Annotated in this window: 20 protein-coding genes; 13 read left to right on the forward strand and 7 right to left on the reverse strand. The window is 68.4% G+C overall.

Annotation, left to right across the window (positions count from 1 at the left end):
- The first annotated feature begins 37 nt into the window (after window positions 1-37).
- From OG496_RS36265 to OG496_RS36280, 4 genes are all read left to right on the forward strand, one after another.
- Entirely contained in the window at window positions 38-1,846 is a 1,809-nt protein-coding gene (locus OG496_RS36265) for an ABC transporter substrate-binding protein (protein WP_366489648.1), read from the forward strand.
- A gap of 94 nt (window positions 1,847-1,940) precedes the next feature.
- Window positions 1,941-2,921: an ABC transporter permease gene (locus tag OG496_RS36270; protein ID WP_366489649.1), complete on the forward strand. Its 981-nt coding sequence runs from the start codon at window positions 1,941-1,943 to the stop codon at window positions 2,919-2,921.
- Between the two features lie 8 nt (window positions 2,922-2,929).
- Window positions 2,930-3,991 carry an ABC transporter ATP-binding protein gene (locus tag OG496_RS36275; RefSeq protein ID WP_366489650.1) on the forward strand — a complete coding sequence of 354 codons (1,062 nt, stop codon included), beginning with the start codon at window positions 2,930-2,932 and terminating at the stop codon, window positions 3,989-3,991.
- 11 nt (window positions 3,992-4,002) lie between these two features.
- Entirely contained in the window at window positions 4,003-5,124 is a 1,122-nt protein-coding gene (locus tag OG496_RS36280; RefSeq protein WP_399387027.1) for an ABC transporter ATP-binding protein, read from the forward strand.
- 1,366 nt (window positions 5,125-6,490) lie between these two features.
- On the opposite strand, the gene OG496_RS36285 is transcribed toward OG496_RS36280, so the two are convergent.
- The 6 genes from OG496_RS36285 to OG496_RS36310 form a co-directional block, all read right to left on the reverse strand.
- Window positions 6,491-7,243, reverse strand: a complete 753-nt coding sequence (locus OG496_RS36285) for a class I SAM-dependent methyltransferase (protein WP_405973898.1) — start codon at window positions 7,241-7,243, stop codon at window positions 6,491-6,493.
- 162 nt (window positions 7,244-7,405) lie between these two features.
- A complete protein-coding gene (locus OG496_RS36290; protein ID WP_366489654.1) occupies window positions 7,406-8,452 on the reverse strand; it encodes a dipeptide ABC transporter ATP-binding protein in 1,047 nt (348 codons plus the stop codon).
- Between the two features lie 25 nt (window positions 8,453-8,477).
- The gene (locus tag OG496_RS36295; RefSeq protein ID WP_366489655.1) at window positions 8,478-9,518 is read right to left on the reverse strand and encodes an ABC transporter ATP-binding protein; all 1,041 of its coding nucleotides are present in this window, start codon (window positions 9,516-9,518) and stop codon (window positions 8,478-8,480) included.
- Window positions 9,519-9,567: 49 nt separating this feature from the next.
- On the reverse strand, window positions 9,568-10,548 hold the full coding sequence (locus OG496_RS36300) for an ABC transporter permease (protein ID WP_366489656.1): 981 nt from the start codon (window positions 10,546-10,548) through the stop codon (window positions 9,568-9,570).
- Window positions 10,549-10,650: 102 nt separating this feature from the next.
- Window positions 10,651-12,381 (reverse strand): ABC transporter substrate-binding protein, encoded by a 1,731-nt coding sequence (locus OG496_RS36305; RefSeq protein ID WP_366489657.1) that lies wholly within the window; start codon window positions 12,379-12,381, stop codon window positions 10,651-10,653.
- Window positions 12,382-12,475: 94 nt separating this feature from the next.
- Entirely contained in the window at window positions 12,476-13,501 is a 1,026-nt protein-coding gene (locus tag OG496_RS36310) for an ABC transporter permease (RefSeq protein WP_405973899.1), read from the reverse strand.
- 450 nt (window positions 13,502-13,951) lie between these two features.
- Between OG496_RS36310 and OG496_RS36315 the strand changes: the two genes are divergently transcribed.
- Genes OG496_RS36315 through OG496_RS36335 form a run of 5 tightly spaced genes read left to right on the forward strand, consistent with a single transcriptional unit; the run spans window position 13,952 to window position 19,589 of the window.
- Window positions 13,952-15,589: an ABC transporter substrate-binding protein gene (locus OG496_RS36315; protein ID WP_405973900.1), complete on the forward strand. Its 1,638-nt coding sequence runs from the start codon at window positions 13,952-13,954 to the stop codon at window positions 15,587-15,589.
- A 54-nt stretch (window positions 15,590-15,643) separates the two neighbouring features.
- Window positions 15,644-16,567 carry an ABC transporter permease gene (locus tag OG496_RS36320; RefSeq protein WP_405973901.1) on the forward strand — a complete coding sequence of 308 codons (924 nt, stop codon included), beginning with the start codon at window positions 15,644-15,646 and terminating at the stop codon, window positions 16,565-16,567.
- A complete protein-coding gene (locus OG496_RS36325) occupies window positions 16,560-17,540 on the forward strand; it encodes an ABC transporter permease (protein ID WP_366489661.1) in 981 nt (326 codons plus the stop codon). Before OG496_RS36320 ends, OG496_RS36325 begins: the two co-directional genes overlap by 8 nt.
- An 8-nt stretch (window positions 17,541-17,548) precedes the next feature.
- Window positions 17,549-18,523: an ABC transporter ATP-binding protein gene (locus OG496_RS36330; RefSeq protein WP_366489662.1), complete on the forward strand. Its 975-nt coding sequence runs from the start codon at window positions 17,549-17,551 to the stop codon at window positions 18,521-18,523.
- Window positions 18,516-19,589, forward strand: coding sequence for an ABC transporter ATP-binding protein (locus OG496_RS36335; protein WP_405973902.1), 1,074 nt, complete (start codon window positions 18,516-18,518; stop codon window positions 19,587-19,589). Before OG496_RS36330 ends, OG496_RS36335 begins: the two co-directional genes overlap by 8 nt.
- 150 nt (window positions 19,590-19,739) lie before the next feature.
- Here the strand turns inward: OG496_RS36335 and OG496_RS36340 are convergent, their stop codons facing one another.
- Entirely contained in the window at window positions 19,740-21,857 is a 2,118-nt protein-coding gene (locus tag OG496_RS36340) for a prolyl oligopeptidase family serine peptidase (RefSeq protein ID WP_405973903.1), read from the reverse strand.
- Window positions 21,858-22,058: 201 nt separating this feature from the next.
- Between OG496_RS36340 and OG496_RS36345 the strand changes: the two genes are divergently transcribed.
- The 4 genes from OG496_RS36345 (at window position 22,059) to OG496_RS36360 (ending at window position 26,292) form a co-directional block, all read left to right on the forward strand.
- The gene (locus OG496_RS36345) at window positions 22,059-22,253 is read left to right on the forward strand and encodes a hypothetical protein (protein ID WP_019058412.1); all 195 of its coding nucleotides are present in this window, start codon (window positions 22,059-22,061) and stop codon (window positions 22,251-22,253) included.
- Between the two features lie 23 nt (window positions 22,254-22,276).
- Complete coding sequence (gene mshB, locus OG496_RS36350; protein WP_405973904.1) at window positions 22,277-23,137, forward strand: N-acetyl-1-D-myo-inositol-2-amino-2-deoxy-alpha-D-glucopyranoside deacetylase; 861 nt, start codon at window positions 22,277-22,279, stop codon at window positions 23,135-23,137.
- Window positions 23,137-23,553, forward strand: a complete 417-nt coding sequence (locus tag OG496_RS36355; protein WP_366489667.1) for a DUF6113 family protein — start codon at window positions 23,137-23,139, stop codon at window positions 23,551-23,553. The genes mshB and OG496_RS36355 overlap by 1 nt, the downstream gene beginning before the upstream one ends.
- 150 nt (window positions 23,554-23,703) lie before the next feature.
- Window positions 23,704-26,292: a hypothetical protein gene (locus tag OG496_RS36360; protein WP_405973905.1), complete on the forward strand. Its 2,589-nt coding sequence runs from the start codon at window positions 23,704-23,706 to the stop codon at window positions 26,290-26,292.
- Window positions 26,293-26,358: the final 66 nt, after the last annotated feature.

Here is a 26,358-nt window from a genome sequence, read left to right on the forward strand (position 1 = left end):
GTGCGCTGGTGACACACAGATGGGTGGAAACTGAGTGATGAGTAGGGGCGGACGCCACGTATACGCCGCGCTCTCCGTGCTCGCGGCCGGGGCTCTTGTGCTCACCGGTTGCAGCAAGGGCGGCAGCGACGCGAGCGACAACAACAAGCAGGACAAGGAGAACGCGGCAAGACAGCAGAAGTCGATCAAGTTCGGCGACACCGCGGACTCCACCGGACCGGCCGCGGCAGTACCGGGCGCCAAGTCGGGCGGTTCGATAGAGGTGCTCCAGCGTGACAGCTACGCCCACCTCGACCCGGCTCAGATCTACGTCTCGGACGAGGGCTCGCTCTCGACCCTGATCCACCGAGGTCTCACCGGCTACAAGACGACCACGAGCGACGGCAAGGGACACGAGGTCGTCGGGGACCTCGCCACCGACTCCGGTACCACCACGGACGGCGGCAAGACCTGGAAGTACACGCTCAAGGACGGCATCAAGTTCGCCGACGGCACGCCGATCACGTCCGCGGACTTCCGCCAGACCTTCGAGCGGCTCTTCGCGCCCTTCATCAACCAGGGCCCGTCCTACCTCCAGCAGTGGCTGGCCGACACCTCCGGCGCCGACTACCGCAAGCTGCTGCCGGACGGCCCGTACAAGGGCAAGCACCTGCCGAGCACCGTCCTGGAGACCCCGGACGCCAAGACCGTCATCTTCCACTTCAAGACGGCGCACTCCGACCTGCCGTACGCCCTGGCCATGGCGGGCTACGCGGTCGTCTCCGCCAAGGGTGACACCCAGGCGAAGTACGACAAGTCGCCGGTGACGAGCGGCCCGTACAAGATCCAGTCGTTCAAGTCCGGCAAGTCGATGGTGCTCGTGAAGAACACCAACTGGGACCCGAAGACGGACCCGATCCGCCACCAGTACGTGGACCAGTTCAACTTCACGTTCAACCAGCAGTACGAGACGTCGACGAAGGCGCTCCTCGCCGACAGCGGCGCCGACCAGACCGGCATCAGCTTCAACAACCAGGTCGACGCGGGCAACCTGTCCAGCGTCCTCAAGGACCCGAAGATGAAGTCCCGCACGATCTCCGGCTACCAGCCGTACGTGGGACAGATGAACATCAACAACAGCCACCCGGCCATGAAGGACAAGACGGTGCGTGAGGCCATCGCCTACGCGCTGCCCATCACGCCGTTCCTCCGTGCCTTCGGCGGCACCGACGCGATGGAGGTCGCCGGCGGCACCATCAGCCCGACCGTCTCCGGCTACAACGCCGCGTTCGACCCGTTCGGCAAGAAGAAGAAGCCGGCCGGCGACCCGGAGAAGGCCAAGGCGCTGCTGAAGAAGGCCGGCAAGCTCAACATGAAGCTGACCTTCGGCTACACCAACACCCCCGAGGGCCAGCAGTACTCCACCGCCATGGCGGCGGGCCTGAAGAAGGCCGGCTTCAACGTCCAGCGCCAGGAGATCCCGGCCGAGACCTACTACGACCAGGTCAGCAAGCTGGACAACAACTACGACATCTTCCACACCGCGTGGGGCGCCGACTGGCCGTCCGCCTCGACCGTCGTCCCGCCGCTCTACGACGGCCGCGGCATCGCCGACGGTGCGCAGAACTACTCCCAGGTCAACGACCCCAAGGTGAACGCCGACATCGACGCGGCGAACAAGATCACCGACCCGGTCAAGGCCGCGGCCGCCTGGGAGAAGATCGACGAGTACCTCGTGAAGGACCTCGTCGCCTTCGTCCCGACCGCGTACTACAAGCAGACCCAGATCGCCGGCTCCAAGGTCGGCGGACTCGTCTACGACGACGTCATCGGCGGCGTCGACCCGCGACGCCTGTTCGTCAAGTAACCGCCGTCCGTCCGGCACCCGTTGCGTCCGTCCCCCTCCGGGGCGGCGCACCGGGTGCCGGACGGCCCGCCGACGTCAGAGAGCTGCCCCTGTCATGCTGCGCTTCCTCGTCCGCCGGACCCTCGGCGCCGTCGTCATCCTGTTCCTGCTGAGCATCGTCACGTTCCTGCTGTTCTTCGGGATGCCACGGGACCCGGGGCTGCTGATGTGCGGCAAGACGTGCAACCCGACCAGCCTCGCGAACATCCATCACGTGCTCGGCCTCGACAAGCCGATCAGCACGCAGTACGGGATCTTCCTCAAGAACCTCGTCATGGGCAGCAACGGCTTCGCCCAAGGCCCGTGCCCCGCCCCGTGCTTCGGGTACTCGTACCACACCAACGACCAGGTCTGGGCCACGCTGATCGACCGGCTGCCCACCACCATCTCGCTCACCCTCGGCGGCGCCTTCTTCTTCCTGCTCATCGGCCTCGGCACCGGCCTGCTAGCGGCCTGGAAGCGCGGCACGCTGATCGACAAGACGGCGACGGCCGGAGCGATGGTTCTCAGCTCGATGCAGATCTACTTCCTGGGTCCGCTGGCACTGGCGCTGCTGGTCTACCAGACCCACATCTTCGAGAAGCCGGCGTACAACAACTTCACCGCGAACCCGGTCAGTTGGTTCACCGGGCTGATCATCCCGTGGGTCGTGCTGTCCACGATCTTCGCCGCGCAGTACACCCGTATGGCGCGCTCGGCGATGATCGAACAGCTCCAGGAGGAACACGTCCGTACGGCCAAGGCGAAGGGCATGTCCCGCAGATACGTCTTCTTCCGCTACGCCTGGCGCGGTTCGCTGATCCCCATCGTCACCATCTTCGGCATCGACCTGGGCGCACTGCTCGGCGGCGCCATCATCACCGAGTACACCTTCAGCCTGCCGGGCCTCGGCAACCTCGCGGTCCAGGCCGTGTTCTTCAGCGACCTGCCGCTGCTGCTGGGCGTGATGATCTTCTCCGCCACCATGATCCTCCTCTTCAACATCATCGTCGACGCCTGCTACGCCTTCATCGACCCGCGCGTGCGGCTGGCCTAGGAGCACTCGTGACCACATTGACCAAGGAAGCCGGCGCTCCCTCGCCGGCCGACGCGGGTGCCTTTCTCTCGGTGCGGGACCTGCACGTCAGCTTCAAGACCGAGGACGGCGTCGTCCGTGCCGTCGACGGTCTCTCCTTCGACGTCGAACGCGGCAAGACGCTGGGCATCGTGGGGGAGTCGGGCTCCGGCAAGTCGGTCACCAACCTGACGATCCTCGGCCTGCACAACCCGATGTTCACCACCGTCGAGGGCGAAATCCTCCTGGACGGGCAGGAGTTGACCACGGCCCGCGAGTCCGAGATGGAGAAGCTGCGCGGCAACAAGGTCGCCATGATCTTCCAGGACCCGCTGACCGCGCTCTCCCCGTACTACACGGTGGGCCGCCAGATCGCCGAGCCGTACATGAAGCACCTGGGCGCCTCGAAGAAGGCCGCCTGGGCGCGCGCGGTGGAGATGCTCGGCAAGGTCGGCATCCCCAACCCGAAGGAACGGGCGAAGGACTACCCGCACCAGTTCTCCGGCGGTATGCGCCAGCGCGCGATGATCGCCATGGCGCTGGTCTGCGACCCGGACCTGCTGATCGCGGACGAGCCGACAACGGCCCTCGACGTCACGGTCCAGGCCCAGATCCTCGACCTCCTGAAGGACCTCCAGCAGGAGTTCGGCTCCGGGATCGTGTTCATCACGCACGACCTCGGTGTGATCGCCGACATGGCCGACGACATCATGGTGATGTACGCGGGCAACGCGGTGGAGCGCGGCTCGACGAACGAGGTCCTCCGCTCACCCCAACACCCCTACACCTGGGGCCTGTTGAACTCCATGCCCCGCCTGGACTCGGACCTGAGCGCGCCGCTGGACCCGATCCCCGGCGCCCCGCCCTCGCTCCTGAACCCGCCCTCGGGCTGCCGCTTCCACCCCCGCTGCACCTTCCAGGACCGGGTCGGCGGCACCCGCTGTGCCACCGAACGCCCGCTGCTCGCCCCCGACCGCGCCTCGGCCTGCCACCTCACGGCGGACCAGAAGCGCAGCATCTTCATCGAAGAGATCAAGCCCCGACTGGGCTAGGAGGAGACGTCATGACAGAGGACCTCGTCCTGCCCGCCCCGCGCGACGCGGTACCGGAAGCCTCCGGCGAACCGTTGCTGGTGGTGGAGGGCCTGACCAAGCACTTCCCGGTGAAGGGCGGTTTCCCGATCCGCCGTACGGTCGGCGCCGTCCAGGCCGTCGACGGCATCGACCTGAGCGTGCACGTGGGGGAGAGCTTCGGCCTGGTGGGGGAGTCGGGCTGCGGCAAGTCGACGACGGGCCGCCTGATCACCCGCCTGCTGGAGCCGAGCGCGGGCAAGATCACCTACCGCGGCCAGGACATCACCCACGCCTCCCGCAAACAACTGGCCCCGATCCGCTCCGAGATCCAGATGATCTTCCAGGACCCGTACTCGTCGCTGAACCCGCGGCAGACGGTCGGCAAGATCATCTCGGGCCCGATGGAGATCAACGACATCCACCCGGAGGGCGGCCGCGAGAAACGGGTCCGCGAACTCCTGGAGATCGTCGGCCTCAACCCCGAGCACTACAACCGCTTCCCGCACGAGTTCTCCGGCGGCCAGCGTCAACGCATCGGCGTGGCAAGGGCGTTGGCCCTCGAACCGAAGCTGATCGTCGCGGACGAACCGGTGTCGGCCCTGGATGTCTCGATCCAGGCCCAGGTGGTGAACCTCCTCCAGGAGGTCCAGAGGGAACTCGGCATCGCGTTCCTGTTCATCGCCCACGACCTCGCAGTCGTACGACACTTCTCGCACCGCGTGGCGGTCATGTACCTCGGCAAGATCATCGAGGTGGGCGACCGCGACTCCATCTACACCCGCCCCCGGCACCCGTACACCCACGCCCTGCTGTCCGCGGTGCCCGAGGTGAACCTCAGCGACAACGAGACGGTCGGCCGCGAACGCATCCGCCTCGCCGGCGACGTCCCCTCCCCGATCTCGCCCCCCTCCGGCTGCCGCTTCCGCACCCGTTGCTGGAAGGCCCAGGACAAGTGCGCGACCGAGGAGCCACCGCTGATCCAGATCGAGGGCAACCGCCCCGCCCACCTGACGGCCTGCCACTTCCCGGAGGAGCCGACGATCGAGGGACGGGGCGAGGACATCGTGCTGGACCCGGCGTTGGCTGCGCTGGAGGAGACGTTGGAGGACTAGGGGGTTGCCGCGGCCCCCGGGCCGTGATGTGACCGTTGGGCCGCCCGCTTCTTGGTCAGTGTCGGGATTGCGTGAGTCGAGTAAAGGGCGCTCCCTGCGGTCGCGTCGGCTGCGCCGATTGCGCTGCGCTCCACCCTTGACTCAACTCACGCAATCCCGTTTGAGAAGCGAGCGGGCGGCCCCGAGGGATGGGTGGCCCAGGTACGGATCCCCTTGCCTGTACTGCGTTCCGGTCCGGTGTGTGGGGGTGCGCTCGCGTTTCGCCTGTATGCCGGGTGGGCTTGGCGGCTACCGGTCGGTGGGGGGCGCGCTGCCGTCCCGCCTGCACGCCGCCTCGGCTCAGCGGCCGACGGTGGGTGGGTGGTTGCGGGAAGCCGGGGGTAAATCTAACCACCGTCGCAGGCTTTTACCGGTTAGAGATGACCCCGGCTTCCGGAGAGGGCCGGGTCGGGGCGAGGGCGGCGTGTTGCCGTATCGCCCGCACGCCGCCTCGGCTCAGTGGCTGTCGGCCGGTGGGGACTTGCTGCGCGACGCCACCAGGCCAAGGGGCCAAGGGGCAAGGGGCCAAGGGGCAAGGAGGGGCGCCGGGGGCGTGGCCGGGGGTGAGGGGAACGCGCTCGCGTATCGCCTGCGTGCCGGGCGGGTTTGGCGGCTACCGGCCGGCGGCGTGTGCGGGGACCGACCTCGACCCCACAAGCAACAGGTCACGGGCAACAGAACAGGTCGTGGGTAATGGGCAGTTCTGGGCCACAGGCACGGGGGAAGGCTCCGGGCCGGTGCTGGGCGGCGGCCCGGGTGATGGCCCCCATCTGCCAATTGCGCCTCCCCGCGGTACCCGGTTCGCAGCAATGTGACAGCCGAAGCGGAAGTGTCACACTTCTCCGACCCACCTACCCCCGGCTTCCCGCCCTGGCCCTGGCATTTCTGGAGGCTGGGGTCTTTTCTAACCGGTAAAAAGTCGCGACGGTGGTTAGATTTCCCCCCGGTTTTCCGCAACCACCCACCCATCCGCCCACCGCTGGCCGCTGAGCTGAGGGGGCGTGCTGGCGAGACGGCAGCGAGCCCCCGTGTTCTCTGCCTCCCCCCACCGGCGGGTAGCCGCCAAGCCCATCCGGTGTGCAGGCGAGACGTGCGCGTCCCTGCACACCGGCCGGCAGCACGGTTCAGGGAAGGGGGTCCCTACCTGGCCACCCGTTCCTCCGGGCCGCTCGCTCGCTTCTGAAACGGGCTGGAGCGGCCCTAGTCAAGGGTGGCCCGCAGGGCCATCGCCGCAGGCGACGCGACCGCAGGGAGCGCCCTTTACTCGGGCCGTGGAAGCCCGACACTGGCCAAGAAGCGAGTGGCCCAACGGCACCTGCGAAACGCCCTAGCCGCACCGGCTCGTAGTTTCAGCCACGGTAATGATCTCGGGGCAGTCCACTGCCAACGGCCCCCGCCCCCAGTCGCCGTACCGCTCCACGACGACAAACCCGGCCGAGCCCAGGAAGCGGTCCAGGGTGTCGGTGTCGAGGAACCGCAGGGTGGTTCGGTCGACTTGAGGCCGTTCCCACTGGGCGCCTTCGAACGTCTCGGTGAACGTCACGCGTTCCTCGCCCGCCGCCACGGACTCGACCTCGTGCCACACACGTACGACCCCGCCGCACCCGTCGGGAATCTCCCGCACCCGGTCCGGCGTCCACGTCTCCCACGCCCGGGCCCCCGGATTCCGCGTCTCGAACACGAACCGCCCGCCGGGCACGAGAGCGGCACGTACGGCACGTAGGGCGAGGCGCAACTCCTCGTCGCCGAGCAGCACTTGGAAGGCGTGTCCGGTCATGACGGCGAGTTCGAACTCACCGTGCCACTCGCGCGCCCGGAGATCTCCGAGCACCCACTCGACGCCGGGTTCACGAGCCCGCGCCCGCACCAGCATCGCCGCGGCGGGATCGAGTCCCGTCAGCCGCCCCCGGTGCCCCTCCCGCCGGGCCCGCCCGAGCAACCGCCCGGTACCGCACCCGACATCGAGCACGGAGCCGGCGGACATGACCAGCCCGAGACAGAAGTCGTCGCCGGGCCCCCACGGGTTGAGGGTGTCGTACAGCGCTGCGAGCGAAGGATCCGCGAACGAACGATCATCCACCGCGGCAGTGTGTCACGCCGAACCCCGGCTCGCCCGTTCATGGCGAAGGCCCGCGCCTGGGTGGGCGCGGGCCTTCGTCCCCTGGATCGGACGTTCATGGGCTCGGGTCAATGGGCCGGTGAAAGTCCGTTCCTGAAGGGGGCGGCTGACTAAAGGGGTGTGTCAGGCCGCCGCCTCGGGGTCCTTGGAGAGACGGGGTGCCGGAACGGTGTCCGCCGTCTCGGGGTAGTGGCATGCGGTCAGGTGGCCCGGCTTGTTGCCCTCGACCTGTACCAGCGGCGGAGCCTCCGTCGCGCACTTCTCCGTCGCCTTCCAGCAACGGGTACGGAAACGGCAGCCCGTGGGCGGGTTGATCGGCGACGGCACGTCACCGACCAGCCGGATGCGGTCCCGGGCGGGCGTCTCGTCCACCGTGGCCTCGGGCACGGCGGACAGCAGGGCCCGCGTATAGGGGTGGCGCGGGTTGCCGTACAGGTCGTCGCGGTCGGCGATCTCCACGATCTTGCCGAGGTACATTACCGCGACTCGCTGTGAGAAGTGCCGGACGATCGCCAGGTCGTGGGCGATGAACACGAACGCGATGCCGAGTTCCTTCTGGACCTTCTGGAGCAGGTTCACGACCTGCGCCTGGATCGAGACGTCCAGGGCCGACACCGGTTCGTCCGCGACGATCAGCTTCGGTTCGAGGGCCAACGCGCGGGCGACACCGATGCGTTGGCGCTGGCCGCCGGAGAACTCGTGCGGGAAGCGGTTGTAGTGCTCGGGGTTGAGACCGACGATCTCCAGCAGCTCACGGACGCGGGCCTCGCGGCCGCCGGCCGGGTTGATGTCGTTGATCTCCATCGGGCCGGCCACGATCTTGCCGACCGTCTGCCGCGGGTTCAGCGAGGCGTACGGGTCCTGGAAGATCATCTGGATCTCGGACCGGATGGGCGCCAGCTGCTTGCGGCCCGCGTGGGTGATGTCCTGGCCGCGGTAGGTGATCCTGCCGCCGCTCGGCTCCAGGAGCCGGGTGATCAGGCGGCCCGTCGTCGACTTGCCGCAGCCGGACTCGCCGACCAGGCCCAGGCTTTCGCCCTCGCCGACCTGGAAGTCCAGCCCGTCGACGGCCTGCACGGCACCGACCGTACGCCGGATCGGGAAGCCGCCCTTGATCGGGAAGTGTTTGGTCAGCCCGCTGACGTCCAGGAGGGGGTTCGCGTTGCTCATGATGGGAAGTCCCGTTTCTAGTACGTCAGTTGTGCTGGGTTACGGCGAGAAGGTCGGCGAAGAGTTCCTGGCGCTGCGCGGTGGTGAGGTGGCAGGCGGAGCCCCGGCCGTCGACCACCTCCAGCACGGGCCGCTCGCTGGAGCACAGGCCGCCCTCGACCTTCTCGGCGAAGGTGCAGCGCGGGTGGAAGCGGCAGCCGGACGGCGGATTGAGCAGCGAGGGCGGCGAGCCCGGGATCGGCATCAGCGGCACGTCGACCGGTCCTTCGAGGCTCGGCATGGAGCTGAGCAGACCGAGGGTGTAGGGGTGCTGCGGGTCCGTCAGCACCTCCTTCTTGGTGCCGCGCTCCACGCACCGGCCGCCGTACATCACGAGGACGTCGTCGGCGATGTCGGCGATGACGCCGAGGTCGTGCGTGATGAACACGATGGCGGTGCCGAACTCCTGCTGGAGGTCCTTCAGCAGGTCCATGATCTGGGCCTGGACCGTCACGTCGAGGGCCGTCGTCGGCTCGTCGGCGATCAGCAGCTCGGGGTCGCAGACCAGCGCCATGGCGATCATCGCGCGCTGGCGCATACCGCCCGAGAACAGGTGCGGGTAGTCGTCCACCCGGACCTCGGGCTGGGGGATCCCGACCCGCTTCAGCATCTCGATCGCCCGCGCGCGGGACTCCTTCTTGGAGGCACCGGTGTGCTTGCGGTACACCTCGCTGATCTGCTTGCCGACCGTGTGGTACGGCGACAGCGAGGCCAGCGCGTCCTGGAAGATCATGGACATCTTGTTGCCGCGGAGCCGCTCCAGCTCCCGCTCGCTCGCGGTGAGCAGCTCCTTGCCGTCGAGCAGGATCTCGCCCTCGATCGCCGTACGGTCGCGGTCGTGGAGGCCCAGGATCGTCAGGTTGGTGACGGACTTGCCGGAGCCCGACTCGCCGACGATGCCGAGCGTCCTGCCCTTGGCGAGGTCGAAGGAGAGCCCGTCGACGGCCTTGACGATGCCGTCCTCGGTGGAGAAGTGGACTTTGAGATCCCTGACGGAGAGGAAGGGCTGCTGATCGGTGCTCGTCACGGAGACGCTCCTGGGGGCGATGCGGGGGGTAGGGGGTACGGGCGGAGGGTCAGGCGAGCCGGATCCGCGGGTCGATGAAGGCGTAGGCGGCGTCGACGATGATGTTGAAGAACACGATCGCGGCGGCCGCCAGCACGGTGACGCCGAGCAGCATCGGCAGGTCGCTCTGGATGACGGAGATCACCGCGAGCCGGCCGATGCCCTGGAGGCTGAAGACCTGCTCGGTGATGATCGCGCCGCCGATCAGCGTGCCCAGGTCGATGCCGAACACCGTGACGATCGGACCCATCGCGCCGCGCCAGGCGAAGCGCAGGAACACGTTGGTACGGGAGAGGCCCTTGGCGCGCGCGGTCCGGACGTAGTCCTCGCTGAGCTGCTCGACCAGCTGGGAGCGGGCCATGCGGGTGTAGTTGGCGGTGAAGATGATCGACAGCACCAGCCACGGAAGCAGCAGGCCGGAGAACCACGAGACGGGGTTGTCGGTCAGCGGCGTGTACGAGGGCTGGTCGAGGATGCCTGTCTTGAAGACCAGGAAGTACAGCGCGATGTAGCCGACGAAGTAGATCTGGAGCGAGGAGCCCAGCAGCGACGCCGAGGTCGCGAACTTGTCCAGGAACTTGCCCTGCTTCAGCGCCGCGATCATGCCCGTGCCGACACCGAAGATCAGGAAGATGACGGCCGAACCGAAGGCGAGCGAGAGGGTCAGCGGCAGCCGGTCCATGATCGTGCCGAAGACGGGCTCGTTGTTGGCGAAGGAGTAGCCGAGGCACGGCGCGTTGCACATTCCGTAGCCGCTGTAGTCCCGCCCGACGAAGATCCCCTTCAGCCAGTACCAGTACTGCACCGGGATCGGATGGTCGATGCCCAGGTTGTGCCGGATCTGCGCGAGCGAGGCCGGCGTGCAGTTCTTGCCGCAGGACATCATGGCCGGGTCACGCGGGACGGCGTAGAAGAGCCAGAAGGTGATGGCGCTGATGATCAGCAGAATGACCAGCGCGCCGATCGTACGGCGGACAAGGAAGCGGAACATGGGGTCAGGACTCTCCGGGCGAGGCGCCGTTGCCGGGGCGTGAGGGGTGTGGGGCCGGTGGGGGGCGGCCCGGTGGGGCCGCCCCCTGGTGGCGTGTGGCGCCTACGCCTTGGCGTAGAGCCTCGTGAGCGCGAGGCCGGTGTTTCCGGCGTCGTAGACGAAGCCGCCGAGCTTCGAGCCGTGCATCCAGTTGCGGATGGCGTGGTAGTCCGGGACGCAGGCCGCGAGCTCCATGACCTGCTTGTCGATGGCGCCCCAGGCCTTGTTGGCCGCGTCCGCGTCGGTGATCTGCGAGGCGGCGGTGATCGCCTTGTCGACGCTCGCGTTCTTCAGCTGGGCGTAGTTGCTGCGGCCGTCGCCGATGTTGGCGCCGTCCCAGCAGGGGTAGAAGACCGAGTAGCCGCCCGGCCAGTCCGGGCTCCAGCCGGCCGCGAACAGGTCGTACGTGTTGTCGATCTTGCCGATCTGGGTGTAGAAGGTCGACTTGTCGATCTGCTTGTTGACGACCGTGAAGCCGGCCGCCTCCAGCGCGTTCTTGATCGCCACGGCCTGCTTCACCGCGTTGTCCGACGTCTGGTAGGCGATGACCAGCTTCTGCCCGACCTTGCCGGCCTCCTTGAGGAGGGCCTTGGCCTTGACCGGGTCGCCGCCGGGCTTCGTGGTCTTGCCGTAGAGGTCGAACTCCACGTAACCGGGCGTCACCGGGGAGAAGATCGTGGTCGCGATCTCGCTGGTGGACGCGCCACCGCGGATGGTCTGCAACTGCTGGTTCGGCCAGGCGTAGTTGATGGCCTGGCGGACCTTGACGTCCGTGATCCGGGTGGTGTTGATCGGCCAGTAGTAGGTGACCGTGTCGACCGCGGTGAGCACGCGCTGCTTGAGCTTCGCGTTGGTGAGGACCGTGGCGATCCGCTCGGGGGCGATCTCGTTGAAGATCGACATCGTGTACTGGTCGTTGCCCTTGTCCGCTATGTAGCGGTCGGTCGAGGCCAGCAGTTCGAAGCCGAACTGGAAGAGGTACTTGTCCGGGTAGGCGTTGCGGATCGGGTCCGTCGCCGCGTCCCAGTGCTCGTTGCGGGTGTACGTCAGCGACTTGCCGACGTCGCGGGCGGAGATCTTGTACGGGCCGCAGGAGAACGGCTGCTTGTCGTACTTCTCCTTGGTGTCCTTCGACTTCTTCACGAAGGAGTACGCCCGCTCGGCCAGCGTGAAGTTGAAGTCACCACGGGCCTCGTTGAGGCGGAAGGTGACGGTCTTGCCGTCGATCTCGATGGAGTCGAGGTTCTTGCCCTCGTAGGGGCCCTTGTACTTGTCGCCGCCCACCAGGAACTGCTGGACGTAGCGCGGGCCCTCGGTGACGAAGGAGGCGAAGAGGCGCTCGAAGGTGTGCCGGACGTCGTCCATGGAGAGGTCGGAGCCGTCCTCCCACTTGATGCCGTCCTTGATGGTGAACGACCAGGTCTTGCCGCCGTCCTTGGCCGTGCCCGCGTCCGTGGCCACGTCGCCGACCAGGGTGGCGCCGCCCTTGGAGTCCAGCTTGTAGCCGGTCAGACCGCGCATGATCGGCGTGGTGATGAGGATCTCGGTGGAGACGTAGATCTGGGCCGGGTCGAGGTGGTCCATGTCGAACTGGTCGAGCCCGTAGATCGTCCCGCCCTTGACCGCGCCGGCGACCTCGGGAGCCGGGCCCGTCGAGTCGGCCTTCGTACCGACGTCGATCTTGCTCTGCTTGGCCTTGCTGACCGAGGGGACCTTGCTGTTCGAGGTCGAGTTGCCGCCGCCGCAGGCGGTCAGCACCGAGCTCGACGCGGCCACGACGCCGGTGGCGATCATGAAGTTTCTACGGGAAAAAGACACAGTAACCCTGCCTTACGGGTGGGACGGGACCAGCCGGACGACATTGACCGGGCCGGAGATGAGAGATGGGTCAGCGCTTGGACTTCGGGTCGAGCGCGTCGCGCGCCGAGTCGCCGAGCAGGTTGAACGCCAGGACGAAGATCACCATGGCCAGGCCCGGGAAGAGCATGAAGGTGAAGTCCTGGGTGTAGAACTGGGCGCCCCGCTGGATCATGACGCCCCAGTCGGGGGTCGGGTCGATCATGCCGACACCGAGAAAGGCGAAGCCCGCCTCAGCGGTCACGTAGGCCGGGAGCATGAGCGTGGACTGGATGAGGATCGGGGTCCACAGGTTGGGCAGCAGTTCCTTGAAGACGATGCGTGCCGGCGACGCCCCGGTCACCTTGGCGGCCTCGACGAACTCCCGCTCGCGCAGGCCGAGTACCTGCCCGCGCAGCAGACGGGCGATCGACGCCCAGCCGAAGAAGGACATCATGATGATGAGCGCGGTGGCCCGCAGCCAGGTCGGGATGTTGTCGTCGGCGGCGACGAAGAGCCCGAACACCACCGGCATGAAGGCGATGATGAACAGCGTCGAGGGGATCGACAGCACGATGTCGATGATCCGGCCGACGAAGTAGTCCGTCTTGCCGCCCAGGTAGCCCGCGGTCACGCCGACCACGACGCCGACGGCGGTGGTGATCAGGGTGGCGGCCACGGCGATGCCCAGCGAGGTCCGGATGCCGTAGATCAGGAAGGTGAAGACGTCGCGGCCCAGCTGCGGCTCGATGCCGAACCAGAACTGCGAGCTCATGCCGCCGTTGGGACCCGCCGGGTACGAGAAGGCGTCGAGCAGACCCGGGTCCTGGCTCGCGTACGTCGTGTACGGATCTTTCCCGTAGAGCTTGGATATCAGCGGTGCGGCCAGCGCGATCGCGAAGAAGAAGATCACGATGATCGCCGATATGACGCCCGTACGGTCCCGTTTGAAACGGCGCCATGCGAGCTGACCCGGGGACCGGCTCTCGTTGGCCTTCGAGGCGGGAGAAGTGATCGACTTCTCGACGCTCTCGTCGGTCACCTCAAGCGGGGCCGCGGATGGAGTTGGGGGGGTCATGGTGCTCCTGGCCCAAGGGAGGGTCTGATGAGACTCCGCAGGGCACTCCCCTACGGGCTACGCCGGACTTTTTCAACGCAATTCATGCAAGGTCAATAAAATCTGGGCTGACTTGGGTTTCTCTTTACCTTCTTTGCGATCTCTTGGGCAGTCCGTAGCTACGCGGGTAGCATGCCGTGATCGGTCCGTGCTTTATATCGGGCCAACTGCACTAAACGGGCAATGAGTTCGTTATGCGGACGCCTCTGTATCGGAATGCGTACACCGGGACGTCACAATCCAACGGTTCCGCATCGCTTCTCAGTGATCCATTGTGCGCTACACCGAAGATCCTCTGAACGGACCTCAGGGGTCCCCCGAAAGGGTGGGCCCGCAGGCGATGTGCTCCTTTTCGGTCGATATTGACCGGTAACGGATCGGCATGGATCGGCTTTCCTGAGGAGGCACTCGATGCGTGGAGCCACGCACGCCAAATGGGCCGCTTGCGCGGCGGCGGTAGCCCTCGCGGCGACCGCCTGTGGGGGCGGCGGAAGCAGCAGCAGCGGCGGCGGCGGTGACGGCAGCGCGGTGCTCAGCGCCTCCTGGGGTGACCCGCAGAACCCGCTGGAACCGGCCAACACCAACGAGGTGCAGGGCGGCAAGGTCCTCGACATGGTCTTCCGCGGCCTGAAGCGGTACGACCCGAAGTCCGGCAAGGCCGAGGACATGCTCGCCGACAAGATCGAGACCACGGACTCGCAGAACTTCACGGTCACCGTCAAGAGCGGCTGGAAGTTCAGCAACGGCGAGGCCGTCACCGCGAAGTCGTTCGTCGACGCCTGGAACTACGGGGCGAGCCTGAAGAACAACCAGAAGAACGCGTACTTCTTCGGGTACATCGAGGGCTACGACAAGGTCCACCCCGACAGCGGCTCGCAGAGCGCCGGCACGCTCACCGGGCTCAAGGTGACCGGCACGGACACCTTCACCATCAAGCTCACCCAGAAGTTCTCGACCTTCCCCGACACCCTCGGGTACGCGGCCTACTCGCCGCTGCCGAGCACCTTCTTCTCCGACCACGCGGGCTGGCTGAAGAAGCCGGTCGGCAACGGGCCGTACACCATCTCGTCGTACACCAAGGGCTCGCAGATGCAGCTCAAGAAGTGGGACGGGTACACCGGGACGGACAAGGCGCAGAACGGTGGCGTGACCCTCAAGGTCTACACCGACAACAACACCGCCTACACCGACCTGATGGCCGGCAACCTCGACCTCGTCGACGACATCCCGGCCTCGCAGCTCAAGAACGTCAAGAGCGACCTCGGCGGCCGGTACATCAACACGCCCGCCGGCATCATCCAGACCCTCGCGTTCCCGTACTACGACAAGAACTGGAACAAGAGCGGCTCGGACAAGGTCCGCACCGGCCTGTCCATGGCGATCAACCGGGACCAGATCACCAACACGATCTTCCAGAAGACCCGCACCCCCGCCACCGACTGGACCTCGCCGGTGCTCGGCACCGAGGGCGGCTTCCAGGACGGGCTGTGCGGGGACGCCTGCAAGTACAACCCGACCGAGGCGAAGAAGCTCGTCCAGGAGGGCGGTGGCATCCCCGGCGGCCAGGTCAAGATCACGTACAACGCGGACACGGGCTCGCACAAGGAGTGGGTGGACGCCGTGTGCAACTCCATCAACAACGCGCTCGGCAACGACAAGGCGTGCGTCGGGAACCCGGTCGGCACCTTCGCCGACTTCAGGAACCAGATCGGCCAGCACAAGATGACCGGGCCGTTCCGCGCCGGCTGGCAGATGGACTACCCGCTCATCCAGAACTTCCTGCAGCCGCTGTACTACACCAACGCCTCCTCCAACGACGGCCAGTGGTCCAACAAGGACTTCGACAAGCTCGTGAACCAGGCCAACGCGGAGACCGACACCAGCAAGGCGATCAAGCTCTTCCAGCAGGCCGAGGGCGTCGTACGGGACAACATGGCCGCCATCCCGCTCTGGTACCAGAACGGCAGCGCGGGCTACTCCGACCGGCTCTCCAACGTGGCGCTGAACCCGTTCAGCGTCCCCGTCTACAACGAGATCAAGGTCAGCTGAGCCGCACCGGGGGCGGGTTCACGAGCGCCCGCCCCCACGATCCCCGGAGCCCCCATGGGACGGTACGTAATCCGGCGTCTGCTGCAGATGATCCCGGTCTTCATCGGCGCCACACTGTTGATCTTCCTGATGGTGAACGTGATGGGCGACCCCATCGCGGGGCTGTGCGGCGACCGGCAGTGCGACCCGGCGACGGCCGCCCAGCTGAAGCGGGAGTTCGGCCTCGACAAGCCCGTGTGGCAGCAGTACCTGACCTACATGGGGAACGTCTTCACCGGTGACTTCGGTACGGCGTTCAACGGCCAGAAGGTCACCGAGCTGATGTCGACCGCGTTCCCGGTCACCATCCGGCTGACCCTCGTGGCGATCGTCATCGAGGTCGTCGTCGGCATCGCGCTGGGTGTGGTCACCGGCCTCAAGCGCGGCCGCCCGATCGACACCGGCGTGCTGCTGCTCACCCTGGTCGTCATCTCCATCCCGACCTTCGTCACCGGCCTGCTGCTGCAACTGCTCCTCGGCGTCGAGTGGGGCTGGATCAAACCGTCCGTCTCCCCGTACGCGACCTTCAGCGAACTCATCGTCCCCGGGCTGGTGCTGGCCTCGGTCTCGCTCGCGTACGTGACCCGGCTGACCCGGACGTCCATCGCGGAGAACAGGCGCTCCGACTACGTCCGTACGGCCGTCGCGAAGGGCCTGCCGAGACGCCGGGTGATCGTCCGGCACCTGCTGCGCAACTCCCTCATCCCCGTGGTCACCTTCATCGGCACCGACATCGGTGCCCTGATGGGCGGCGCGATCGTCACCGAGCGGATCTTCAACATCCACGGGGTCGGCTTCCAGCTCTACCAGGGGATCGTCCGCCAGAACACGCAGACCGTGGTCGGCTTCGTGACCGTCCTCGTCCTGGTCTTCCTGGTCGCCAACCTTCTCGTCGACCTCCTCTACGCCGTACTCGACCCGAGGATCCGCTATGCCTGAGCAGCCGTTCGAACCGGAGCGCGCCATCGCCGGCACCGGCATGGGCGGCCCGATGGACCTCGCGACGAGCGAGGCGGAGACGCTGGAGAAGACCCCGGGCGGCCCGGAAGGCACGGGCCCGGCCGGCAAACCCCGCTCCCTCTGGTCCGACGCCTGGCGCGACCTGCGCCGCAACCCCGTCTTCATCATCTCCGCGCTCGTCATCCTCTTCCTGGTGGTCATCTCCCTCTGGCCCTCCCTGATCGCCTCGGGCAACCCCCTCAAGTGCGACCTCGCGAAGGCCCAGGAGGGCTCCCAGCCGGGCCACCCCTTCGGCTACGACGGCCAGGGCTGCGACGTCTACACGCGCACGGTCTACGGCACCCGTACGTCGGTGACGGTCGGCGTGCTCGCCACGCTGGGGGTGGCGGTCTTCGGGTCGGTGCTGGGCGGACTCGCCGGCTTCTTCGGAGGGATCTGGGACTCGATCCTGTCCCGCCTCACGGACATCTTCTTCGCGATCCCGGTGGTCCTGGGCGGCCTGGTGCTCCTGTCCGTGGTGACGAGCAACACCGTCTGGCCGGTCATCGGCTTCATGGTCCTGCTCGGCTGGCCGCAGATCTCCCGCATCGCCCGCGGCTCGGTCATCACCGCCAAACAGAACGACTACGTCCAGGCCGCGCGAGCCCTCGGCGCCTCCAACTCCCGCCTCCTGCTACGCCACATCACCCCGAACGCGGTCGCCCCGGTGATCGTCGTCGCCACCATCGCCCTCGGCACCTACATCTCGCTGGAGGCGACCCTGTCGTACCTCGGCGTGGGCCTGAAGCCGCCCACGGTCAGCTGGGGCATCGACATCTCGGCAGCCTCCCAGTACATCCGCAACGCCCCGCACATGCTTCTCTGGCCGGCCGGAGCCCTGGCGATCACGGTCCTCGCGTTCATCATGCTCGGCGACGCGGTACGCGACGCCCTCGACCCGAAGCTGAGGTGACCGGCGTCATGCTGCTCGAAGTGCGGGATCTGCATGTGGAGTTCAGGACCAGGGACGGGGTCGCCAAGGCCGTCAACGGGGTCAACTACAGCGTGGACGAGGGCGAGACCCTGGCCGTGCTGGGGGAGTCGGGGTCCGGGAAGTCCGTGACGGCGCAGGCCGTGATGGGGATCCTCGACGTGCCGCCGGGGAAGATCACCGGCGGGGAGATTCTGTTCCGGGGCAAGGACCTGCTGAAGTTCAAGGAAGAAGAGCGGCGCAAGGTCCGCGGTGCCGAGATGGCGATGATCTTCCAGGACGCGCTGTCCTCGCTCAACCCCGTGCTCTCCGTGGGCGACCAGCTCGGCGAGATGTTCATCGTGCACCGGGGAATGTCCCGAAAGGACGCGCGGACCAAGGCGGTTGAGCTGATGGACCGGGTGCGGATCCCGGGCGCGGCACAGCGCGTGCGCGACTATCCGCACCAGTTCTCCGGCGGTATGCGCCAGCGCATCATGATCGCCATGGCGCTCGCCCTGGAGCCGGCGCTCATCATCGCCGACGAACCCACCACCGCCCTCGACGTCACCGTCCAGGCCCAAGTCATGGACCTGCTCGCCGAGTTGCAGCGCGAACTGCACATGGGGCTCATCCTCATCACCCACGACCTCGGAGTCGTCGCGGACGTCGCCGACAAGATCGCCGTGATGTACGCGGGCCGGATCGTCGAGTCGGCCCCCGTCCACGACATCTACAAGGCGCCGGCCCACCCGTACACGCGCGGCCTGTTGGACTCCATCCCGCGCCTGGACCAGAAGGGCCAGGAGCTCTACGCCATCAAGGGCCTGCCGCCGAACCTCATGCACATCCCGCCCGGCTGCGCCTTCAACCCCCGCTGTCCGATGGCCCAGGACGTGTGCCGGACCGACGAACCCGAGCTGTACGAGGTGGATCAACACCGGGGCAGCGCCTGCCACTTCTGGAGGGAGTGCCTCAATGGTTGAGTCGATCCTGGAGGTTACCCGACTCGTCAAGCACTACCCGTTGACCCAGGGCATCCTCTTCAAGAAGCAGGTCGGTGCCGTCAAGGCCGTCGACGGTGTGGACTTCACGCTCAACAGAGGCGAGACCCTCGGCATCGTCGGGGAGTCCGGGTGCGGCAAGTCGACCGTCGCCAAGATGCTGGTCAACCTTGAGCGGCCGACCGAAGGGTCGATCAAGTTCAAGGGCGAGGACATCAGCAAGATGTCCGGCCGCGCCCTGAAGGCCGCCCGGCGCAACATCCAGATGGTGTTCCAGGACCCGTACACCTCCCTCAACCCCCGGATGACGGTGGGCGACATCATCGGGGAGCCGTACGAGATCCACCCCGAGGTGGCGCCAAAAGGTGATCGCCGCAAGCGAGTTCAGGATCTGCTGGACGTGGTCGGGCTCAACCCCGAGTACATCAACCGGTATCCGCACCAGTTCTCCGGCGGCCAGCGCCAACGCATCGGCATCGCACGGGGGTTGGCGCTGCGCCCCGAGGTCATCGTCGCCGACGAACCCGTCTCCGCGCTCGACGTCTCCGTGCAGGCGCAGGTGATCAACCTCCTCGACCGGCTCCAGGACGAGTTCGACCTGTCGTACATCTTCATCGCGCACGACCTGTCGATCGTCCGGCACATCTCGGACCGGGTCGGGGTCATGTACCTCGGCCGGATCGTGGAGATCGGCAAGGACGAGGAGATCTACGACCACCCGACGCACCCGTACACCCAGGCGCTGCTGTCCGCCGTGCCCGTGCCCGACCCGGACGCGCGGGAGCACCGGGAGCGGATCATCCTCGCGGGTGACGTGCCGTCGCCGACGAACATCCCCTCCGGGTGCCGCTTCCGCACCCGCTGCTGGAAGGCGCAGGAGCGCTGCTCACTGGAGGTGCCGCTGCTCGCGGTGCCCGCGGAGTTCCGGCTCGCGAGCGGGCCCGCGGCACACGACTCGGCCTGTCACTTCGCCGAGGAGAAGTCGGTCGTACCGAAGGAGGAAACCACCGAGGTGACCCCGGACGATCTTGCGGATGGGGCGGAATAACCGTACAAACAGGCACCAACCGCGTTAACACGCAGGCAACTCGGCCGACCCGGTCTCGATATACGGACGCGTCAACCTGAGTGACGTACGGCCGTGCGGGTGCCGTAAACGGACCGGGGCGCGCCATGTCGCCCCGGTCCGTTGCCGTACCTATGCCAGGCCCAACGCCCGCTTCAGGAAGTCCACTTGGAGCAGCAGGAGATTCTCCGCGACCTGCTCCTGCGGGGTCATGTGGGTCACCCCGGACAGCGGCAGCACCTCGTGCGGGCGGCCGGCGGCCAGCAGCGCGGAGGACAGCCGCAGGGCGTGCGCGACCACCACGTTGTCGTCGGCGAGGCCGTGCACGACCATCAGCGGGCGGTGCGGGTCGGCGGGGGAGGAGAGCCCGTCGTCCGTCACCAGACTGCTCTTCGCGTACGACTCCGGGTCCGCGGCCGGGTCGCCCAGGTACCGCTCCGTGTAGTGCGTGTCGTAGAGCCGCCAGTCGGTGACCGGGGCGCCCGCGATGCCCGCGTGGAAGACGTCCGGGCGGCGCAGCACGGCGAGCCCCGCGAGCCAACCCCCGTACGACCAGCCGCGGATGGCGACGCGCGAGAGGTCCAGCGGGTGGCTCTTCGCGAGGTCCTGGAGGGCGTCGATCTGGTCGTCGAGGGAGAGTGTGAAGTCGCGGTGGATCGCCTTCTCCCATGCCGGTGAACGGCCCGGGGTGCCGCGGCCGTCGGCGACGAGCACCGCGAAACCCTGGTCGGCGAACCACTGTGACGTGAGGTGCGCGTTGTGTGCGGCGACCACGCGTGGGCCGTGCGGACCGCCGTAGGGGTCCATCAAAACCGGAAGGGGACTGCTGCCGTCGTAGTCCCGTGGCATAAGCAGGGCGCACGGGACGCGCCGTGCGCCCCCCTCGGTGAACGTGATGCGCGGGGACAGACCGGGATCTTCGGCGTACGACGCGACCGGCACCGCCTTCCTGCCCGCGCGCAGCACCTGGACCTGAGTGCCCGGCCGGTCCGGCACCGCCGAGACCAGCACGGTCACGCCCCCGGCGCGTACCGCCGAGTGCACGCCGGGCTCCTGCGAGAGGCGCTCCAGGCCGAGCTCGTTGACGCGATAGACGTGCACCTCGCCGGTCTCCGGGGCCGGCGCGTCCTCGCCCGCCGACGCCGAGACCAACACGCTGTCGTCCGAGACGTCCAGCACCGCGCGGACGTGCAACTGCGGTCCTGTGAGCAGGCGTTCACCCACCGCGAGCACCCGCGCGCCACCCTCGTCGGCGATCCGCACGAGCCGTCCCGAAGGGCTCCAGCACGGCACGCCAGGGAAAAGATCAAGCCAAATTGGATCTTCGTCGGCGTGCACCATCCGGGTCGCCCCCGAGTCGGGCTCCACGGCGAGGAACAGCTGGCTGCGCTGGTCCCGGGCCTGCACGAGCAGCAGCGGCGCACCCGCCGCTGACCAGTGCACTCGCGCCAGATACGGGTACCGCGCCCGGTCCCAGACGACCTCCGTGCGCGTCCCGTCGAGCCCGATCACGTACAGCCGTACGTCCGCGTTGGCCGTGCCCGCCGCCGGGTACGCGACCCGCTGCGGCTCGCGCTCCGGATGGGCCGGGTCGGCGATCCACCAGCGCTGGACCGGCGTGTCGTCCGCGCGGGCGACCAGCAGCCGGTCCGACTCCGGCGACCACCAGAAGCCGCGCGTACGGCTCATCTCCTCGGCCGCGATGAACTCGGCCAGCCCGTAGGTGACGTGGTCCGACTCCGGCTCGGCGAGCGCCCGGTCACCGTCGCCCTCGGCTCCCACGACGCGCAGGGCGCCGCCCGTGACGTAGGCGATGTGCCGTCCGTCGGGGGCCGGGCGGGGGTCGATCACCGGTCCGGGGACCGGGAGTTCACGTGCCGTGCCGGATTGCGGATCCGCCGTGAAAAGCCGCCCTGACAAGGCGAAAGACGCCAACTCGGCCTCGCTGTCGGTGGCGTAGCCGACGATCCCCGCACCACCCTCGCGGGTGCGTTCGCGACGGGCCCGCTCCTCGCGCGAGAGGTGCTCCGAGGCGCCGCCCAGGAGGGCGCGCGGGTCGGCCGCCACGCGCTCGGTGCCGTCCGCCAGGTCGAGGACCCACAGCGCGTTCGCCCGGTCCGTGCCGGAGGAGGAGCGCAGGAACACGACCCGGGAACCGTCAGGTGACACGGTGAAAGCGCGCGGCGCGCCGAGCGTGAACCGCTGGGTACGGGCGTGCCGGCGGGGGAAGGAGTCAGCCTCGGTCGTCATGCCCCGACCATATTGGCCATGCGCCCCCTTGTGCGGCTGTGCGCCGAGCGATGCGCGAGCGCGGATAGTTATGATCACTAGCGCTGCGTGGGTATGAACCTGCTGGCTGCTGTATGGATTTGCTCACGGGTCCACGCCATGGATCCATTGCCCCCATAGTCCGACCCCCCTAGTCCCTGGGATCATTGGAGGTGAGCCGCCGTGGCACTCTCGATTTCGGCGGTGGTGCTGCTGGCGATCGTCGTCTTCCTTCTGGTCAAGAAATCAGGGCTGAAGGGCGGACATGCGGTCGTCTGTGTCCTCCTCGGGTTCTATCTGGCCTCCTCGACCATCGCGCCCACGATCAGCGATCTCACGACGAACATCGCGAGCATGATCGGCAGCATCAAGTTCTGACGGCTCGCCTTTAGGGTGGGTCCATGACGGAACTGCCCGCCCGTCGTCTGCTGCTGGTGCACGCGCACCCGGACGACGAGTCGATCAACAACGGCGCGACGATGGCCAAGTACGCGGCCGAGGGTGCCCACGTGACGCTGATCACGTGCACCCTCGGAGAGCGCGGCGAGGTCATCCCGCCCGCGCTGCGGCATCTGTCGGGCGCCGGACTGGCCGAGGAGCGGGAGCGCGAGCTCACCGCCGCCATGAAGGCGCTCGGGGTCACCGACCACGGCTTCCTGGGCGGCCCCGGCAGATACCGGGACTCCGGGATGATGGGCACCTCGGACAACGACGACCCCGCCTGCTTCTGGCAGGCCGACGTCGACGAGGCCGCCGGACATCTCGTCGAGGTCATCCGCGAGGTGCGTCCGCAGGTCCTGGTCACCTACGACCCCGACGGCGGCTACGGCCACCCCGACCACATCCAGGCCCACCGAGTGGCCATGCGCGCCGCCGAACTCGCCGCCGATGCAGGGGAGTCGATCGCCAGGGTCTACTGGAACCGCGTTCCCCGGACCGTCGTGGAAGAAGGCTTCGCGCGGCTGCGTGACGCGCTGCCGGAGCTGCCCTTCGCCGAGACGGCCGCCGTGGACGACGTGCCGGGTGTCGTGGACGACGGGCGGATCACCACCGTGATCGACGGCACCGCGTACGCCGCCGCCAAGACCGCGGCGCTGCGGGCGCACGCCACGCAGATCGAAGTGGCCCCGGAACAGCCGTACTTCGTGCTCTCCAACTACCTCGCGCAGCCCGTGTTCACCACCGAGTACTACGAGTTGGTGCATCCTGCGGTGAGTGACGGTGCGCCCGAGACCGACCTCTTCGAAGGGCTGGGCCTGTGATGAGCGCCACCAACGGCGGGAGCCTGCTCGCGCAGCCGCTGCAACGGCCGTCCGCGCTGCGGGTGTTGGCCTACCTCGGGCTCTTCGTGCTCGGCGCGGTCGTCGGGGCGGCCGGGGCCCTCGTGCAGGCCGCGTGGTTCCCGGGCGGGCTGCTGCTCGCGCTCGTGGGAGCGGCCGGGGCGTTCGTCGGCGGGGCGAGAGCGACCGAGGGCCGGGGCGGTGCCGTGGCGCCTGCCGCGGGCTGGATGGTGGCCGTCATCCTGCTCACCGCCAGCCGCCCGGAAGGCGACTTCCTCTTCGGCGCGGGAGTCGGTTCCTATCTCTTCCTGCTCGGCGGGATGGCCGTAGCTGTGATCTGTGCCACGTTGGGTTTGGGGCGGCAACCAACCAGCCCTGACGTCCGACTTGGCAAGTGACGTACCACTTCGCGGTGACGCGCGCGTGCGAGTCCGGTGTGGGTTTCCCCAGCGGCCGTGGGATACCGCCAAGAAGTGGCCAGTATGGTGGTGCGCGCCGCCGAGTCGCCCGTGGGTGTCGGGCGGCGGAGCCAACCGGGAGAACCTGCCTTGAGTCGTGAAACTGACACTCCGTCCTCCGGGCCCGACGGGCGCGGCGGAGCCGCTTACCCCTCGGGGACCCCGCCGTACGGGACGCCGGCGGCTTCCGACGACCGTACGGATGCGGGGCGTTCGGCCGCGCAGCCGGAGGAACGCAAGACCGAGACGACGCTGACGACCCGGATCCGGATCAACATCCCCGGTTCGCGGCCCATTCCGCCTGTCGTCGTGCGCACGCCCGTCGCGGACGCCGAGGGGTCCACGACCGCCGAGGTGCAGCTGCCGAGTTCCGCGCTGCCCACGGGCGGCGTCGTCGAGCCGTCCACCGAACTCGCGCTGCCCGGCGCCGAGGAGAAGACCAGCGACTGGTTCGCACCCCGCAAGTCCGGCCCCGCGAAGGGCGGTCAGGGCGGAGGCGGCACCAACGGCGCCGGGATTCCCGGCGGTTCGGCCGCGGGCACCCCGAGTGCGCCCGCTTCCGGAGCGCCCGGTGCGGGCCGGCCGAGCGCCGGCCGTCCCGGTGGTGTGGTCGGCGGCATGAACGTGACGAGCGCCGCCCGTCAGGCCGGCGCGAGCGGCGGCGGTACGAACGGCGCCGGAATCGGCGGCGCCACCGGTGCCGGACCCGTCGCCCCCGGGCACGGTGGCGGCACGGGTTCCTTCGACGTGACGGAAGCACTGGCGGCCGGCAACGGGCCGCGCCCGAACGGCGGTGGCCCCAACGGCGGCCCCGGCGAACCGCGCCGCGACGACCTGCCGTACTTCTCGGACAACGGCCAGCAGGGCGGTTACCCCGGGCCCAACGCCCAGGGTGGCCAGGGTGGTTACCCCGAGCCCAACGGCCAGGGCGAGTTGGGCGGCTTCCCCGGGGGCAACGGCCCCGGCGGGCGAGCCGAACAGTTCCCCGGTCCGAACGGCCAGGGCATGGGCCCGGGCGGTCCCGGCGGTCCCGGTGGACCCAACGGCTTCAACGGCCCGAACGGGCGCGGTGGTCCGGGCGGTCCCGAGGGCCCCGCGGGCCCGACCGGCGGTCCGGTCACCGGCAACGGCCTGATGCTGCCGCCCGGCCCCATGGGCGGCGGAGCACCGGGTGCGCCCAGCACGCTGAGCGGCTACGCCGACGGCCCTGGACCTGGCGGCACGAACGGCGCCGGTGGGCTTGGCGGTCCCGGTTCATTCGCCGGGCCTGGGGGTCCCGGGGGCCCTGGTGGTCCCGGCGCCCCGGGTGCGTCCTCCGGCCGACACGGCAGGGGCCCCGCTGGTCCTGGCGCGGGCCCCGGCGGTCCCGGCATGGGACCCGGTGGCCAGGGCATGGGCCCTGGCGGCCCCGGTATGGGCCCCGGCGGCGCGAGCCTCCCCGGCATGCCCCCCGGCGGCGGGCTCAGTGACGACACCGCGATCCTCACCCCGCAGAAGCCGGCCCCCGAACCCGGTGGCCCCGGCTACGGCGCCCCCGCCGACCAGGTCTCCGGCCACACCGTCACCAGCGGTATGCCGGTCATCCCGGGTGCGGGGAACTCGCCGTTCGGCCCGGGCACCCACCCCGACGGACCGCTGCCGCACACGCCCCCGAAGGTGTCCGAGCCCGGTGCGGCGCAGAGTGCGCCCGCCGCGGCCAAGAGCACCGGCAAGAGCGCGAAGAAAAAGAAGAAGGGCCGCAGCAAGCTGGTCCTGCTCTGCGTCGGCGTGTTCGTCATCGGCGGCGGCGCCTACTGCGCGGGCCTGCTGATGAACCACACCGACGTGCCCAAGGGCACCACCGTGCTCGGCCTCGACATCGGCGGCGGCACCCGTGACGACGCCGTCAAGAAGCTCGACGACGCGTTCGGCGACCGCGTGAACAAGCCGCTGAAGCTGTCGGTCGGCGGAAAGACGGTCTCGCTCAAGCCGGACCAGGCGGGGCTGCAGTTCGACTTCGCGGCCACCGTCAGCAAGGCCGCCACCAGCGACTACAACCCGGTCTCCGTGATCGGCTCGCTCTTCGGCCAGCACCGGGTCGTCCAGCCCGAGATGCCGACCGACGAGGAGAAGCTCCAGGCCGCCCTCTCCGACCTCGGCGGCGGCTCCGGCTCCGGCGCGGTCACCGAGGGCACGATCCAGTTCACGTCGGGCAAGGCGGTCGCCGTCTACGGCAAGGCGGGCAAGGCCATCGACGCGGCCGGGTCCGTCACGGCCGTGGAGGAGGCGTACCGCACCGAGGTGGAGACCGACACGGCCACCACGGTGACGGTCCCGACGACCACCAGGCAGCCGACGGTCACGAACGCCGAGGTCGACCGCGAGATGAAGGCGTTCGCGGAGCCCGCGATGTCCGCCCTCGTCACGGTCAAGACGGACACCGGCGTCACCCTGCCGCTGAGCCCGAACAAATCCCTGTGGAAGTTCCTCAGGGTGAAGGCCGTGAACGGCAAGCTCACCGACAGCCCCGACCTCACCGCCCTCAAGACGCTCTACGGCAGCACCTTCGACGGCGTGAAGATCACCCGGGCCACCGGCCAGAAGACGGCCGTCACCCCACAGGACGTCTACGGCGCCCTGCGCCAGGCCCTGATCAGCAAGACCAACCGGGTCGGGACCATCGTCACGAACCCCAGCTAGCGCACGACGACCGAACGAGGGGCACCCGGCACAGCGCCGGGTGCCCCTTCGTCGTACGGGATCCGC

The organism is Streptomyces sp. NBC_00988 (assembly GCF_045162645.1).
In the GTDB taxonomy this organism is placed as follows: Bacteria; Actinomycetota; Actinomycetes; order Streptomycetales; family Streptomycetaceae; genus Streptomyces.